The 15,491-nt window shown below is 73.6% G+C and carries 11 protein-coding genes and 1 pseudogene; 5 read left to right on the top strand and 7 right to left on the bottom strand.

All coding sequences use genetic code 11. The annotated features are described in order from the left end of the window. Positions 1-172 precede the first annotated feature (172 nt). Positions 173-2,266 carry a DNA helicase RecQ gene (gene recQ / locus ACWCSV_RS01555; protein WP_451137847.1) on the top strand — a complete coding sequence of 698 codons (2,094 nt, stop codon included), beginning with the start codon at positions 173-175 and terminating at the stop codon, positions 2,264-2,266. A 37-nt stretch (positions 2,267-2,303) separates the two neighbouring features. Here recQ and ACWCSV_RS01560 read toward each other — a convergent pair. From ACWCSV_RS01560 to ACWCSV_RS01570, 3 genes and pseudogenes are all read right to left on the bottom strand, one after another. Continuing rightward, a pseudogene (locus tag ACWCSV_RS01560) lies at positions 2,304-2,531 on the bottom strand (Uma2 family endonuclease); the annotation flags it as partial. Positions 2,532-2,601: 70 nt separating this feature from the next. Continuing rightward, positions 2,602-3,834: a fumarylacetoacetase gene (fahA, locus tag ACWCSV_RS01565; RefSeq protein ID WP_451137848.1), complete on the bottom strand. Its 1,233-nt coding sequence runs from the start codon at positions 3,832-3,834 to the stop codon at positions 2,602-2,604. 216 nt (positions 3,835-4,050) lie between these two features. Next, entirely contained in the window at positions 4,051-6,045 is a 1,995-nt protein-coding gene (locus ACWCSV_RS01570) for a CocE/NonD family hydrolase (protein WP_451137849.1), read from the bottom strand. Between the two features lie 219 nt (positions 6,046-6,264). On the opposite strand from ACWCSV_RS01570, the gene ACWCSV_RS01575 reads away from it, so the two are divergent. The 3 genes from ACWCSV_RS01575 to ACWCSV_RS01585 all read left to right on the top strand — a co-directional run bounded on the left by ACWCSV_RS01575 (position 6,265) and on the right by ACWCSV_RS01585 (position 9,657). Then, on the top strand, positions 6,265-7,275 hold the full coding sequence (locus ACWCSV_RS01575; protein ID WP_451137850.1) for a polyprenyl synthetase family protein: 1,011 nt from the start codon (positions 6,265-6,267) through the stop codon (positions 7,273-7,275). Between the two features lie 263 nt (positions 7,276-7,538). Then, complete coding sequence (locus ACWCSV_RS01580; RefSeq protein WP_451137851.1) at positions 7,539-8,786, top strand: LolA family protein; 1,248 nt, start codon at positions 7,539-7,541, stop codon at positions 8,784-8,786. 226 nt (positions 8,787-9,012) lie between these two features. Continuing rightward, on the top strand, positions 9,013-9,657 hold the full coding sequence (locus ACWCSV_RS01585) for a TetR/AcrR family transcriptional regulator (RefSeq protein ID WP_451137852.1): 645 nt from the start codon (positions 9,013-9,015) through the stop codon (positions 9,655-9,657). Positions 9,658-9,772: 115 nt separating this feature from the next. Here ACWCSV_RS01585 and ACWCSV_RS01590 read toward each other — a convergent pair whose 3' ends face one another. The 4 genes from ACWCSV_RS01590 to ACWCSV_RS01605 all read right to left on the bottom strand — a co-directional run bounded on the left by ACWCSV_RS01590 (position 9,773) and on the right by ACWCSV_RS01605 (position 14,921). Beyond that, complete coding sequence (locus tag ACWCSV_RS01590; protein WP_451137853.1) at positions 9,773-10,600, bottom strand: HAD family hydrolase; 828 nt, start codon at positions 10,598-10,600, stop codon at positions 9,773-9,775. A 541-nt stretch (positions 10,601-11,141) separates the two neighbouring features. Then, positions 11,142-12,764, bottom strand: a complete 1,623-nt coding sequence (locus ACWCSV_RS01595; RefSeq protein ID WP_451137854.1) for an FAD-dependent monooxygenase — start codon at positions 12,762-12,764, stop codon at positions 11,142-11,144. A 69-nt stretch (positions 12,765-12,833) separates the two neighbouring features. Continuing rightward, the gene (rarD, locus tag ACWCSV_RS01600) at positions 12,834-13,889 is read right to left on the bottom strand and encodes an EamA family transporter RarD (RefSeq protein WP_451137855.1); all 1,056 of its coding nucleotides are present in this window, start codon (positions 13,887-13,889) and stop codon (positions 12,834-12,836) included. A gap of 171 nt (positions 13,890-14,060) precedes the next feature. Then, positions 14,061-14,921 carry an SDR family oxidoreductase gene (locus tag ACWCSV_RS01605; protein WP_451137856.1) on the bottom strand — a complete coding sequence of 287 codons (861 nt, stop codon included), beginning with the start codon at positions 14,919-14,921 and terminating at the stop codon, positions 14,061-14,063. Positions 14,922-15,068: 147 nt separating this feature from the next. Between ACWCSV_RS01605 and ACWCSV_RS01610 the strand changes: the two genes are divergently transcribed. Then, positions 15,069-15,476 carry a winged helix-turn-helix transcriptional regulator gene (locus ACWCSV_RS01610; protein WP_451137857.1) on the top strand — a complete coding sequence of 136 codons (408 nt, stop codon included), beginning with the start codon at positions 15,069-15,071 and terminating at the stop codon, positions 15,474-15,476. Positions 15,477-15,491: the final 15 nt, after the last annotated feature.

Raw genomic sequence — 15,491 nt, forward strand, 5'->3', positions numbered from 1 at the left:
TGTTCCTGGACGCCGGACGGGCTGGAGTCAAGCCCGTCCGGCGTTGTCGTACGGGCCGCCTATGGTGAATGGGGACGTGCGGTCGACACGACGTGCCGACCACAGGACGTGCTGACCGCACCAGGCGGAACCGACGACGGCGAACAGAGCGACGAGCAGGACGGGCGGGACCATGGATGTGACCGAGGCCGTGACCGGGGCCACCGGCAGCGAGGCCACAGGCGGCGGGAGCCACGGAAACGGGGGCGCCGACAGCGAGGCGCGGCAGACCCTGCACCGGGTCTTCGGGTACGAATCGTTCCGGGGCGAGCAGGGCGCGATCATCGAGCACGTGGTCGCGGGCGGCGACGCCGTCGTCCTGATGCCCACCGGCGGCGGCAAGTCCCTCTGCTACCAGATCCCCGCCCTGGTCCGCCCGGGTACGGGCGTCGTGGTCTCCCCGCTGATCGCCCTCATGCAGGACCAGGTCGACGCCCTGCGCGCACTCGGCGTCCGGGCCGGCTTCATCAACTCCACCCAGGACTTCGACGAGCGCCGCTCCATGGAGGCGCAGTACGTCGCCGGAGAGCTGGACATCCTCTACCTCGCGCCCGAACGGCTGCGCCTGGACTCCACGCTCTCGCTCCTCTCCCGCGGCACGGTCTCCGTCTTCGCGATCGACGAGGCGCACTGCGTCGCCCAGTGGGGCCACGACTTCCGCCCCGACTACCTCGCCCTCTCCGTCCTCGGCGAGCGCTGGCCGGACGTCCCGCGCATCGCCCTGACGGCGACCGCGACGGACGCCACGCACCAGGAGATCACCCGCCGCCTGGGCATGCCGGACGCCAAGCACTTCGTCGCCAGTTTCGACCGGCCGAACATCCAGTACCGCATCGTCCCCAAGTCCGACCCGAAGAAGCAGCTGCTCACCTTCCTCAAGGAGGAGCACACCGGGGACGCGGGCATCGTCTACTGCCTCTCCCGCAACTCCACCGAGAAGACCGCCGAGTACCTCTGCCGCAACGGCATCGAGGCCGTGCCGTACCACGCCGGACTGGACGCCGGGACCCGCGCCGCCCACCAGTCCCGCTTCCTGCGCGAGGAGGGGCTCGTCGTCGTCGCGACGATCGCCTTCGGTATGGGCATCGACAAGCCGGACGTCCGGTTCGTGGCCCACCTCGACCTCCCCAAGTCCGTCGAGGGGTATTACCAGGAGACCGGCCGCGCCGGACGTGACGGCGCCCCCTCCACCGCGTGGATGGCGTACGGCCTCCAGGACGTCGTCCAGCAGCGCAAGCTCATCCAGGGCGGCGACGGAGACGAGGCACACCGCCGCCGCGCCTCCGCGCACCTGGACTCGATGCTGGCGCTCTGCGAGACCGTCCAGTGCCGCCGCGCCCAGCTCCTCACCTACTTCGGCCAGGAACCCACCGCCGCCGCCTGCGGCAACTGCGACACCTGCCTGGTCGCGCCGGAGACCTGGGACGGCACGGTCGTCTCGCAGAAGCTGCTCTCCACCGTGGTCCGGCTGAAGCGCGAGCGGAACCAGAAGTTCGGCGCCGGGCAGATCATCGACATCCTGCTGGGCCGGAAGACCGCGAAGGTCATCCAGTTCGACCACGACCAGCTCTCCGTCTTCGGCATCGGCGAGGAGCTGGCCGAGGCCGAGTGGCGCGGAGTGGTCCGCCAGCTGCTGGCCCAGGGCCTGCTCGCCGTGGAGGGGGAGTACGGCACCCTCGTGCTGACCGACGCCAGCGCCACGGTCCTCGGCCGCGAGCGCGAGGTCCTGCTGCGCAAGGAGCCCAAGCGGGTCACCGAGCGGACGGCGGCCAAGGGCGAACGCCGCGCGAAGTCGGCCGCTGCCGCCGCCGATCTGCCCGCCTCCGCCGTACCCGTCTTCGAGGCGCTGCGGGCCTGGCGCGGGGCGACGGCGAAGGAGCAGGGCGTCCCGGCGTACGTCATCTTCCACGACGCGACCCTGCGCGAGATCGCCACCCTCCACCCCTCGTCCCTGGCCGAGCTGGGCGGGGTCAGCGGCCTGGGCGAGAAGAAGCTGGCGACGTACGGCGAGGGCGTGCTGGAGGTCCTGGCGGGGCTGGGAGCACCTGCGGAGGAGGCTGCGGACACCCAGGCGGCGCCTGCGGCCCGCGCGGACGCCCCTGCGGCCCGTACCGCCGCCGAGCCCGCGCCCGGCCCGGCATCCGCGCGTACGGCGGCGAACACGGGCGACCCGTTCGCCGACGCCGAATTCGGGTGGGACGACGAGGAGCCCCCGGAGTACGAGTGAGCCCGGACGGGCCAGGCGGGAGCCGGGTCCACTCCGGGGCCACAGCTCCACGCGGGGGCGCGATCGCCGTGAGGTCGAGGTCGACGGGGAACGGCACGGACACCTTCAGCCGGTCGTGGAAGATCCCCGTCGAGGTGTACGCACCGGTGGCCGGCTCCCGCTCGAAGACGTACACCACGGCCCGCCCGTCCTGGTTCTCCACCCGTCAGAAGTGCGGGATGCGGGCCCGGGCGCACCTCACCGGCTTCGTCTCCCGGCCCCGGGACCCCGCGAACAGGTGCACGGGTCCGTGCGCGCTGCCCAGGAAGGCCGGCGGGAAGGCCGGCCCCAGCCCCTCACCCCGCCGCCCGGATCGTCCCCGTCACCTCGCCGAGCCCCACCCGCGTGCCGTGCGGCCCCGGCGCCCACGCGGTCATGGTCACCGTGTCGCCGTCCTCCAGGAAGGTCCGGGTGCCGCCGGGCAGTTCGAGCGGGTCGCGGCCGTTCCAGGTCAGCTCCAGGAGGGAGCCGCGCTGGTGCGGTTCCGGCCCGCTCACCGTGCCGGAGCCGTAGAGGTCACCGGTGCGCAGCGAGGCGCCGTTCACCGTCATCTGCGCCAACTGCTGGGCCGCCGTCCAGTACATGGTGGAGAACGGCGGTTCGGCGACGAGCTTGCCGTTGACCGCGACGGAGATCCGCAGGTCGATGCCGCCCGGCTCCTCCTCGTCCGCGTCGTCCAGGTACGGCAGCAGCTCCGCGTCCCGGGCGGGCGGGGCGGTACGGGCCGCGTCCAGCGCCTCCAGCGGGGTCACCCACGCGGAGACGGAGGTGGCGAAGGACTTGCCGAGAAACGGGCCGAGCGGGACGTACTCCCACGCCTGGATGTCGCGCGCCGACCAGTCGTTGAGCAACTGGACGCCGAAGACGTGCTCGCGGAAGTCGGCCAGCGGCACCGCCGTGCCCTGCGCGGAGGGCACCCCCACCACGAAGCCGACCTCCGCCTCGATGTCCAGCTTCACCGAGGGCCCGAAGACGGGCGCCGCGTCGGTGGGCGCCCTGCGCTGCCCCGACGGGCGCACCACGTCCGTGCCGGAGACGACGACCGTGCCCGCCCGTCCGTGGTAACCGATCGGCAGGTGCTTCCAGTTGGGCGTCAGCGCGGCGCCGTCCGGGCGGAAGATCCGGCCCACGTTGGTGGCGTGGTGCTCGCTGGCGTAGAAGTCGACGTAGTCGGCGACCTCGTACGGCAGATGGAGTGTCACCGCGTCGACCGGGTGGAGCAGCGGCTCCAGTTGGGCGCGGTGCGAGGGGACGGTCAGCCATCCGGTGAGCGCGCGGCGCACGTCCCGCCAGGCGGTGCGCCCGGCCGCGAGCAGCGGCATCAGGCTGGGCCGCGCGAGCAGCCCGGCGTAGGGGGAACCGAGGGCGTGGGCCGCCGCCCCGGCGTCCAGCACGTGGGAGCCGATCCGGACACCGACCCGCCGCCCTGCGGAAGCCTCTCCGGGTACGGAGAAGACGCCGTACGGAAGGTTGTGCGGGCCGAAGGGGTCGCCTTCGTCGGTGTCGAGCGGGCTGCTCTGCTCGGGCATGGGGTGCTGCCTTCCAGTCGCTGTGCGGGACAGGTTACGTCGGTGCGTACGGACCGTGTCCGTACGCCGGCCTCGTACCCGATCGCGCCTGCCCGGAAAGCGCCCGGTGCCTGACGCCTCGTCAGCCCGCATGCGCCGGACCGCATGCGCCGGACCGCATGCGCCGGACCGCATGCGCCGGACCGCAGTCCGTCGCGGACCGTCAGCCGCGGGCCGTCAGCCCGCCGTGCGCGGGATGCGCTTCTCCCAGGTGCGGTGGAAGACGATCTCGTCGCCGTCCTTGCAGACCACCTCGTCGGAGGTGATGAAGTGCGTCGCGTCCGCGCCGGTCTCCGAGCGGGTCGTGATCTCCGTCCGCCAGGCCGTCTCCGGCCGGTGGAGCCGGACCGTGCGGTCCGACCTCGCCCGCGCCGACAGGGGGTCGTCCTGCTGGATGGTGAAGGTGTCGAGGGCGTCCTCGGTGATCTCCAGGCCGTCCGGGTGGAACCGCGTCCCGCCCGGGCGCGGGTCGGCCTCCAGCCGCCACTCGCCCAGGGCGAGGTCCCGGACGATCCGCCGCTCCGGGCGCTCCCGGTCCAGGGTGGCCGGTACGGCCTCGCCGAGCGGCTCGGCCTGTTCGGGCTCGCCGAAGACGGGGGCCGGGTCCTCGGTGGGCCGGCGGACCGGGAGCTCCACCAGGCTGCCGTCCGCGTCGAGCGTGAACCCCGCCGAGTCGGCCTGCGGCCAGACCCAGGGCCAGTACGAGGAGGAGACGGCCAGCCGGATGCGGTGGCCGGGCGCGAAGGCGTGCCCGATGCCGTTCAGTTCGAAGGTGACGTCCTCGGTCGTGCCGGGCGGCCAGTCCTCGGCCCGGTCGCGGCCGTGGCGGGTGGCCAGATTGAGGGCGCCCCGGGTGACGAGGGCGGAGGAGCCGTCCGGCGCCACGTCGCAGAGCCGGGCGACGACCTGGCCGCGCGGCACGGCCAGGGTCAGCCGCAGCCGTACCCGGGGGCGGCCCAGGATCTCGACCGGCGCCCCCTCCACCGGGAACTCGAAGGCGACCGACTTGGCGTCCTCGTCGCGCTGGTCGGGCGGCAGGTCGGCGTCGTTCCCGCACGGCGAGAACCGGCCCGCGTCCAGCCCGGTCTGCTGCGGCGAGCGGACGATCCTGGCGCCGCCCCGCAGGGCGTACGCCACCGGGGTGACGCTCGCAGGGGGCCAGACCGCGTCCCCGACCCAGCGGCCGGGCAGCGTCTCGTACCGGGTGGCGGGCGGGTGGGAGCCGCTGATCCAGGACCGCAGCAGGGGCTCGCTCATCACCCCGGTCTCCTTCTCCTTCAGATGCTGGTCCCACCAGCGCAGCGTCTCCTGGAGGAAGCCGATCGCCGGACCGGGCGGCCGGCCCCGGTCCGGGTACTGGTGCGACCAGGGCCCGATCAGTCCGCGCACCCGGGCCGGGTCCAGGTGCTCGACCAGCCGCAGCACGGTGTCACGGTACGGATCGTGCCAGCCGCCCACCGCCAGGACGGCGGCCCGGATCGCGCTGTACTCCTCGCGGACGCTGCCGCGCAGCCAGTACGCGTCCCGGGTCTGGTGGGCCAGCCAGGTGTGGACGAGCGGGTCGAGGGCCTCCAGCCGCTCCCTCCACATCGCTTTCCAGCCATCCCCGACGATCTCGGGATCGGGAGGTTCGGCAGCCGCCGCGAGCAGCCCCGCTGCCCGGGCGTGCAGGTCCGAGGCGAGGACCGAGCCGCCCCAGTACTGCCCGCCGTTGTCGTACCCGTCGTCCGTGGAGCACACCGCGACGACCGCCCGCAGCGCGTCCGGGGCCGCCGCGGCGAGCCGGAGCGAGGCGGCCCCGCCCCAGGAGATGCCGAACATGCCGACCCGGCCCGAGCACCACTCCCGCTGCGCCAGCCAGTGGATGACCGCCACTCCGTCGGCCACACCGGCGTCGCCGTACGCGTCGCCCGGCAGGCCCCCGCTGTTGCCGTGGCCCCGCGCGTCCACCCGCACCGAGGCGTAGCCGTGGCCCGCGTACCAGGGGTGGCGTTGCCGGTCGCGGGGCGCCGTCCCGTCGGCGAGCCGGTGCGGCAGGTACTCCAGCAGCGCGGGGACCGGCTCCTCGGTGACGGGCCGCCAGACCCGCGCGTACAGCGGGGTGCCGTCCGGCAGCGGGACGCGGAGATCCTCGCGGACGGTCTCGTACGGGAACTCGGTCCGGATGTGCATGGCGTACCTCGGTGGGCGGGTCCGCGGCCCGGGCGAACCGGCGGTCCCCGTGCGGTGCGACAAAGCGGCAACTCGTGATCGTATGAGCCGATCCCGAACATACCGGCGGTGGCGGGAAGCCGCCCACGGTGATCCAAAGGGGACCGGATACGCTGGCAGGAGTGAAGACAGCCGACAGATCGACATTCGTGTGATCGTCAGCAGACAGGAGACCCTCTCGTGACCGTCGTCGGGCCGTTCGGGCTGCGCGTGCGGGACCAGGCTCTTGAGGCCGATGTCCAGACCGGCCTGGCCGCTGTCGAGGCCGGGCTCCTCGATGCCACCAAGAGCGACGTCCCCTTCATCACGGAGGCCGCGCAGCACCTGGTGCGGGCCGGAGGCAAACGATTCCGGCCCCTGCTGGTGATGCTGGCGTCCCAGTTCGGCGACTCCGACGCCCCCGGCGTGGTGCCCTCGGCCGTCGTGGTCGAACTGACGCACCTGGCGACGCTGTACCACGACGACGTGATGGACGAGGCCGAAGTCCGCCGAGGGGTGGACAGCGCCAACGCCCGCTGGGGCAACTCCGTCGCCCTGCTCACCGGCGACTTCCTCTTCGCCCGCGCCTCGCACATCCTCTCCGACCTCGGTCCCGAGGCCGTCCGTATCCAGGCCGAGGCCTTCGAACGGCTGGTCACCGGACAGATCCTGGAGACGGTGGGCCCGCGCGAGGGCCGCGACCCGGTCGACCACTACATGGACGTCCTCAGCGGCAAGACCGGATCCCTGATGGCCGTCTCCGGCCGCTTCGGCGCGCTCATGTCCGGCGCCGACGAGCGGACCGTCGACGTCCTCACCCAGTACGGCGAACGGCTCGGCGTCGCCTTCCAGCTCGCCGACGACGTCCTCGACATCGCCTCCGACTCCCACGAGTCCGGCAAGACCCCCGGCACCGACCTGCGCGAGGGCATCGCCACCCTGCCCGTGCTGCTGCTCCGCGCGCAGGCCGCCGCCGACGGCAAGCCGGACGACCTGGAGCTGGTGGAGCTGCTCGACGGCGACCTCGCCGACGACGCCCGCCTGGCCGAGGCGCTGCGCCGGCTGCGTGTCCACCCGGCGCTGGAGCAGGCCCGCCGCGACACCATCCGGTACGCCGAGGACGCCCGGGCGGCTCTCAACCCGCTGCCCGACTGCTACGCCAAGTCGGCGCTCGCCGAGCTGTGCGACCTCGTGGTGCACCGGGCGGGCTGACGCCCCTTCCGGCGCCTGCCCCCGCCGTTCCCCGAGGGAAGCAGCGGGGGTTGGCGTACCTCCGGTGGAGTGACGTCATACCCGAGCCGTACGCGGAGTTGATGCCGCGGGCTGACGCGTGACATCCCCCGATGCGGTCAGATGGAGAACAACCACTCCTCCTGACCCCATCGGGTGAGAAGCGTCGGGTGAGAGACGCGGCGGGGAGTGGGCGAACGCGACCGCAGAGACGGAAGCCGCCGACCACGGAGGTAGGGCACACCATGGCACCCATCGACAGCGCGGAGAACCAGGGCGATCCCACCGGCGCGACCACGCGCGCCGACCGCATGCGCCGGAAGGCGTCCCGCACGCTCGTACCCGTCGCGGTGGCGGGAGTGGCCGCCGCGACCATCGGGCTCGTCCCCGCACTCGCCGACAGCGGCGACCCGGACCTGCCGAAAATCACCGCGCAGCAGCTCGTCGAGAAGATCGCCGCCTCCGACACCCAGCGGCTCTCCGGCACGGTGAAGATCACCACCGACCTCGGCATCCCCTCGCTCGGCGGCCTCGCCGGTTCCCTCGGCCAGGGCGCCGGGGCGTCGTCGGGGAGCGCCGCCCCCGAGGACCGGCTGACCGAACTGGCCTCGGGGACGCACACCCTGAAGGTGGCCGCCGACGGCCCCGACAAGCAGCGGCTGACCATCCTCGGCAACTCCTCCGAGTACAGCCTGATCCATGACACCGACGAGGTCTGGGCCCACGAGAGCGGGTCCGACGAGGTCTTCCACGCGAAGACCGGTGCCCGCGGGCACGAGGAGGGCAGCCACGGGGCCGCCGCCGGCACGCCCCAGCAGTTCGCCGAGGAGGCGCTGAAGGCGGTCGGTGACACCACGTCGGTCACCGTCGACGGCACCGTGCGGGTCGCCGGGCGCGACGCGTACCAGCTGCTCATCGAGCCGAAGCAGTCCGGCTCGACCATCGGCTCCGTCCGGATCGCGGTGGACGCGGAGAACGGCGTCCCGCTGCGGTTCACCCTGAACCCGAGCTCCGGCGGGAAGGCCGCCGTCAACGTGGGCTTCAGCAAGGTGGACTTCGGCAGGCCCGCCGCCTCGGTCTTCGAGTTCACGCCGCCGAAGGGCGCCAAGGTGACCGAGGCCGGGGACGCCGCCGGCCAGGAGTCCGCGGGCAAGGGGAGCGGAGCCCTCGCGGACCTGCTGCCCGGGGGCCTCACCGGGCTGGAGGGCGCGGACGGAGCTGACGGCGGCGCGGCCGCCGGGGGTGTGGAGACGGTCGGCGAGGGCTGGACCACGATCCTGCGGGCCGAGGCGCCCGGTGGTGCGGACCTGGCGTCGGCGAAGGGGAGTTCCTCGCTGCTGGACGCCTTCGGGGACAAGGCCACGGGGAAGTTCGGCTCCGGCACGGTCTTCAGCACGCGCCTGGTGAACGCCCTCGTCACTGATCAGGGCAAGGTCTACGTCGGTGCGGTGACCCGGGACGCCCTCCTGCGGGCGGCGAACGCGGACCACTGACGCGGGGCACCGGGGCCGGTCCGGAGAGGGTGGGCCGATCGGCTCCGGGCCGTCCGTACCGTCGGCCGGCCGAGCCGTCCCCCGATCGGCTCGTCGCGGCACGAACGGCACGAACGGTGCAAACGGCGGAGCCGACACGGTACGTTCCGTTTCCGCCTCGCTCATGTTCGACTTTTGGCGACGACCTGTCAACAAGGAGTGGTGAGAGGGGTCTTATGCTCACGGAATGAGCGGATTGCCGAGTTCTGTGCGACGCAGCGAACGGTCCCGACGCGCGATCCTGGAGGCGGCGCTGGAGCTCTGCACGGAGAGGGGCTACGGGCGGGTGACGGTGGAGGCCATCGCCGCCCGGGCCGGTGTCAGCAAGAAGACGATCTACCGGTGGTGGCCGGCCAAGAGCGGCATCCTGATGGAGATCTTCACCGATGTCCTCGCCGACGCCGCCCCGTTCGCCGACACCGGCGACATCGAGGCCGATCTCCGCCGCCACATCGGCCTGGCGGTACAGCTCCTCGGCACACCGCCGTACGGACCGGCGTACGCGGGCATACTCTCCGAGCTCCACCACGACGAGGACCTCGCCCGGGACCTCGCCGAGCGGGTCGTCGACCCGCGGGTCGACCTGGCCGTCACCCTGCTGGTCCAGGCCCAGGACCGGGGCCAGATCCCGTCCGGCGCCGACCCGCGGCTGATGGTCGAGCTGCTCTACGGGCCGGTGTACTACCGCCACGTCCTGCGCAAACCGCCCCAGGACGAGGCGGCGATCGCCGCACTGGTCGCCGTGGTGCTGCGGGGGCCGGAAGCGGAGGCGGGCGGCCCGTCGGGCGGCGAGCCGGACGCCGCGCCGGTCGCGGAGGCGGGTCTCGTCTGAGAGCGCGGCGGCGGGTGGCCGCCCGGCACCCCGGGGGCCGGGCAGCCGAAGAGGCGGCCGGTCAGCCGAGGTAGCCGGTCAGCCGAAGAGACAGCCGGTCAGCCGAGGCGGCCGGTCAGTCGAAGAGGCGTTCCAGCACCACCGCTATGCCGTCCTCGGTGTGCCCCAGCGTGACCTCGTCGGCGGCGGCCTTCAGCTCCGGATGGGCGTTGCCCATCGCCACCCCGTGCCCGACCAGCCCGAACATGGGGAGGTCGTTGGGCATGTCGCCGAAGGCGATGGCGTCCGCCGGGTCCAGGTCCAGGAGTTCCGCCGCCACCGCGAGCCCGGTGCCCTTGTGCACGCCGTAGGGGGCGAGCTCGACCGTGCCGGGCCCGGCCATCGTGACCGTCGCCAGATCGCCCACGGCGGCCCGGCCGAGAGCGGCGAGTTCGTCGTCGGTCAGGTCCGGGTGGCGCACCATCACCTTGATGACGGGCTCCGCCCACAGGTCGTCACGGCGCCCGACCCGCTGGGCGGGGAGTGTCGGGTGCGGCATCCGGTACCCGGGCTCGATCAGGGTCAGCCCCGCCGGGCCGTCCTGGTCGACGGCGGCGAAGACCGGGCCCGCCTCCGCCTCGATCTTCCCCAGCGCCATGTCGGCCAGCTCCCGGTCGAGGGGGACCGAACGGAGCATCCGGGCCGACTCGGGGTCGTACACCTGGGTGCCCTGCCCGCAGACGACCGGTCCCCGGTAGTCCAGCTCCGCGAGGAGGGCGCGTATCCCCGGGACCGCCCGGCCGGTGACGATCATGTGCCGGGCGCCGGCCGCGGCCGCGCGCCGGAGGGCCGCGTGCGTGCGGGGGCTCACGGAATCGTCGGGCAGCAGCAGGGTGCCGTCCAGGTCGGTGGCGACGAGGGTGTGCGCGACCCGGACGTGCGCGGGCGCGGGTGACGAATGCATGGTCCCAGCGTAGGGAGATCGGCTTTTCGCCGGACGGCCCTGACCTGGGGTGACGGTCAGCTTTCCGGCCGGAGGGGGCGCGGCCGGCCGCCGGGGCGGCGGAAAAGGGATGGTCTTGGGGGTTTGGCCCCGGTACGCGCCGTGGGGGAAGCGCGTACCGGAGCGAACCGGAACCCCTGCCTCCCGTGCGGCGCCGGTCGGACGCCTGTACGGGTCGCCCGCACGGCCCGGGGGAGCGTGCGGGCGGGACGGGTATGACTTCCGGGGCCGCTCCGTCGTCCCTTGCGGGTACGGGCCGGCCCTTCGCGCACCGCGACGGGAGGTGGTGCGTCGGTGGGGCCGGTGCCGGTGCCCCGGCACCGGTGCGAGCGCGATGGCGGCACCGGTGCCGACGGGCCGGGGGTCCGGCGGAGCTGCCGACGAGGGGGGTGCCCTTGGTCTGCCCGGGCGGGCTCACGGGGGAACCGTGAGCCCCTGCGGAAACGATCCTCCGACGCCCGTTCGGCCCAGCGGGACGGTGCCTGCCCCGGGAGCAGGACCGTCACCCCTGCGGAGCCGCGCCCTCCGCCCCGCCGCACAGCAGCGCCAGGTACTCCCGCACCCGGGACGCCTCCGCCGCCGGGGCGACGAGCCCGAGGTGGTGGTCGGGGCGGACGACCGCGACGGTGCCGCCCGCGCCGGGTTCGTACGCGGCGCGGGCCCGGCCCTCGTGGTCGATCACGCCGGCCCGGCCGTCGGGCGCCTCGTCGGGGCCGTACACCCGGTGGACGCGGACGGCATCGCCGTACGCCTCCGCCGCCGCGAGGAGGACCGGCTCGCTCTCCGGGCCGAAGCCGAGGAGGACCGGGTGCGGCTCGGCGAAGAGGTGGTGCAGCCGGGCCGGCGCACCGGTCGCCACCGAGCGGCACGGCGCGTCCGGCGCGCGGTCCCCGGCGCGGGGCCCGCTCTCGGGGGCCCCGGCGGCGAGCGAACTCCACCGGTAGCCGGTGGAGAGGCCGCTCGCCTCCCCGGCGGCGGTCGCCGCGTCCAGCCCGCCGCCGGGGAGGCGGATGGCGGCCATCGTCTCCGCGAGCCGCTCGGAGGTGAACTCCAGGGTCCAGGCGGCGACGGGCAGCCGCTCCTCCTCGTAGGTGTCGAGCAGGGCCGGCGCCGCGAGCCCGGTCAGCACATGGGCGAGCTTCCAGCCGAGGTTGAAGGCGTCCTGGATGCCGGTGTTCATGCCCATCCCGCCCGCGATCGAGTGGACGTGCGCCGCGTCCCCGGCGAGGAGCACCCGGCCGTCCCGGAAGCGGTCGGCCATGCGGACGTTGACGCGGTACGTGGAGAGCAGGGTGGCGCGCCGGAGCACCTCGCCGGGGAGCCCGGTGTGCCGGCCGAGGAGGCGGCGGAACCCCTCCTCGGTCGGCGGCTGCGGCACGCCGGCGGCGTCCCGCTCGGGCCCCGCCTGGAACCACCAGCCGTCCCGGGTGCCCGGGATCGGGCAGAGCATCACGGCCCCGGTGGCGTCGAACCACTGGTGCCAGATGCCCCGGTCGAGCGCGTCCGTGTCGATCTCGACGTCACCGCAGACCATCACCTGGTCGGTCTGCGTCTCACCGGTGAAGGGGATGCCGAGCAGCTTGCGCACCGGGCTGTGCGCGCCGTCGCAGCCCACCACGTACCGCGCCGCGACGGCTCTGCCGTCGGCGAGGGTGGCCGTCACCCCCGCCGCCCCGCCCGCGGAGTGCTGGTCGAGGCCGGTCAGCTCGGTGCCCAGCTCGACCTGGACACCGTCCTTCGCCAGCCGGTCGCGGAGGATCTCCTCCAGGCGCCACTGGGCGATCAGCCGGGGCCAGTCGAAGGCGGAGGCGGGGACCGGGGCGGGGTCGGCGTACGGGTCGAAGTCGGAGACCGGGACGTGGTCGCGGTACTTGCGCATGGTCAGCGGCAGCGACCCGGACGCCAGCACCTCCTCGGCCGCCCCGAGACTCGCCAGGACCTCCAGCGACCGAAGGTTCGGCCCCTTCGCCCGGGAGCTGCGCGGATGCACGGCGGACCGGTCGATGATCCGGACGCCGATCCCCCGGCGCGCGAGGTCGCACGCCAGGGTCAGGCCGGTGGGGCCGGCGCCCACGACGAGTACGTCGGTGACCGGTGCGCCGGTGACGGGTACGTCGGTGGTCATGGTGCTCCTCGGGCAGGGGTACGAGACCCCCAAGGGAAACGCAACCGAGGCAAAAAAGCAACCAAGTAACTATTTGTCGGCGGGGGTGCCGGAGGGCGAGCCCGTCGGGGTGCCGGAAGGGGAGCCCGACGGGTTGCCGGTGGTGGCCGGAGCGACGGTCCCACCGCCCTGCGAGGGCGGCACCGCCGTCACCGCGGCGGCCGCCGCCGAGGCCGCGAGCCGGAGCGCCTCCGCCCGGCCGCGTCGTGCCGTACGCAGCGCGTCCCAGGTCAGCAGCGTCAGTGCCAGCCACACCAGCGCGAACCCGGCCCAGCGCTCCGGAGGCATCTCCTCGTGGAAGTACGCCACCCCGAGGGCGAACTGGAAGACCGGCGCCAGGTACTGGAGCAGGCCCAGCGTCGACAGCGGCACGCGGATCGCCGCCGCCCCGAAGGCGATCAGCGGGATCGCCGTCACCAGCCCGGTGGAGGCGAGCAGCAGCCCGTGCCCGGCGCCCCCGCCGGAGGTGAAGGTGGTCTCCCCGCGCACACCGAGCCAGAGCAGGAAGCCGAGGGCCGGGAGGAAGAGGATCGCCGTCTCGGCGGCGAGCGACTCCAGGCCGCCCATGTTGACCTTCTTCTTCGCCAGGCCGTACGTCGCGAACGAGAAGGCCAGCGCCAGGGAGATCCACGGCGGGCGGCCGTATCCGATGGCGAGGACCAGCACGGCGGCGAGACCGGTCGTCACCGCGATCCACTGGGCGGGCCGCAGGCGTTCGCCGAGAAGCAGCACGCCCATGGCTATGGTGACGAGCGGGTTGATGAAGTAGCCGAGAGACGCCTCGACCACGTGACCGCTGTTGACGGACCAGATGTACAGGCCCCAGTTGACCGTGATCACGGCCGCGGCGGCGGTGATCAGGGCGAGCTTGCGCGGCTGGCGGACCAGTTCGCCGATCCAGGCCCAGCGCTTCAGTACGAGCAGGGCGACGCCGACCACGGCCAGCGACCAGACCATCCGGTGGGCCAGGATCTCCGCCGCCCCGGACGGCTTCAGCAGGGGCCAGAAGAGGGGGACGAGACCCCACATCCCGTACGCGCCGATTCCGTAGAGCAGCCCTGCCCGCTGCTCGTCCTTCCCCTCCACGGGGCCTCCCTCATGCGTGGGCCGGCGGTCGCCGACGCCCTGAAGGTAGCCCCGGAAGAGGCGTCGCGTCATTGCCGTATCGCGAAACGGTCATGACACGAGCGTCCTCCGGTCGTACGGGGCCCGCGCGCGCCGCGTGCACGGCCCGCACGCGCCCCGTACGCGTAGAGGTCAGGCGGCGGCTACGGCCTCCGCGACCGTCACGGCGAGCGGGGTGGTGGGCCGGCCGATGAGCCGGGCCAGGTCGCCGCTGGTGCCGGCGAGCAGACCGCGCCCGATCGCCTCGTCCACGTCGACCAGGATCTCGGCGAAGCCCGCGGGCAGCCCGGCGCCGACCAGGATCTCCTGGTGCACGGAGGCGGGCACCTCCTTGTACGCGATCTCCTTGCCGGTGGCCCGGGCGATCTCCGCGGCGTACTCCGCCAGCGACCAGGCGGTGTCGCCGCTCAGCTCGTACGCGGTGTTCAGGTGCCCCTCGCCGGTCAGCACGGCGGCGGCAGCGGCGGCGAAGTCGGCCCGGGTCGCCGAGGCGATGCGCCCCTCGCCCGCGTTGCCGACCACCGCGCCGTGCTCCAGCACCGGTGCGAGGTTCGCCGTGTAGTTCTCGGTGTACCAGCCGTTGCGCAGGAAGGTGTACGGCAGACCCGAGTCCAGGATCAGCCGCTCGGTGGCCTTGTGCTCCTCGGCCAGCAGGAAGTCGGCGGCCGGCCCGCCCAGGATGCCCGTGTACGCCAGCTGTGCCACGCCCGCCTCCTTCGCCGCCTCGATCACCGCGGTGTGCTGCTCCACGCGCTTGCCGACCTCGCTGCCGGAGACCAGCAGCACCCGGTCGCCGGCCCGGAAGGCCGCCTTGAGCGTCTCGGGCCGGCCGTAGTCGGCGACCCGCAGCTCGACACCGAGCGCGGCGAGTGGGGCGGCCTTCTCCTCGTCGCGGACGACCGCGACGATCCGGTCGGCCGGGACGGTGGCGAGCAGCTGCTCGACGACCAGGCGTCCGAGCTGTCCGGTGGCTCCGGTGACGACGATGCTCATGGGGTGGTTCTCCTTCGTGGTGCAGGGTTCGCACGGTCCCGCGTGGGTGATTCACCCTTTATCGGGTGTCTCGCGGCTGTTTACTCCACTCACCCTAAGAGGTGTACTTACTCAGAGGAAGTACCCACTTTGAAGTAAGGTGGCGTCATGACCGTACGTACGGAGACCCCCGGAGAGCTCGTCGCGGCGGCAGCCCGCGAAGCGGACGTGAACCGCGCGATGTGCCCGTCCCGGCTCGTGCTGGAACACGTCACCAGCCGCTGGGGCGTGCTGGTGCTCGCGGCCCTGCTGGAGCGCCCGTACCGCTTCAGCGAACTGCGCCGCACCATCGAGAACGTCAGCGAGAAGATGCTGGCCCAGACCCTGCGGACACTGGAGCGCGACGGGTTCGTGCACCGGGACGCCCAGCCGGTGATCCCGCCGCGGGTGGACTACTCCCTCACCCCGCTCGGCCGCGACGCCGCCGAGCGCGTGTGGCAGCTGGCCCGCTGGTCCGAGCACCAGGTGGAAGCGGTCGCCGCCGCGCGGTCGGCGTACGACGCGCGCGAGGCGTGAGCCACGGCCCGAGGT

This window comes from Streptomyces sp. NPDC001770, assembly GCF_053596135.1.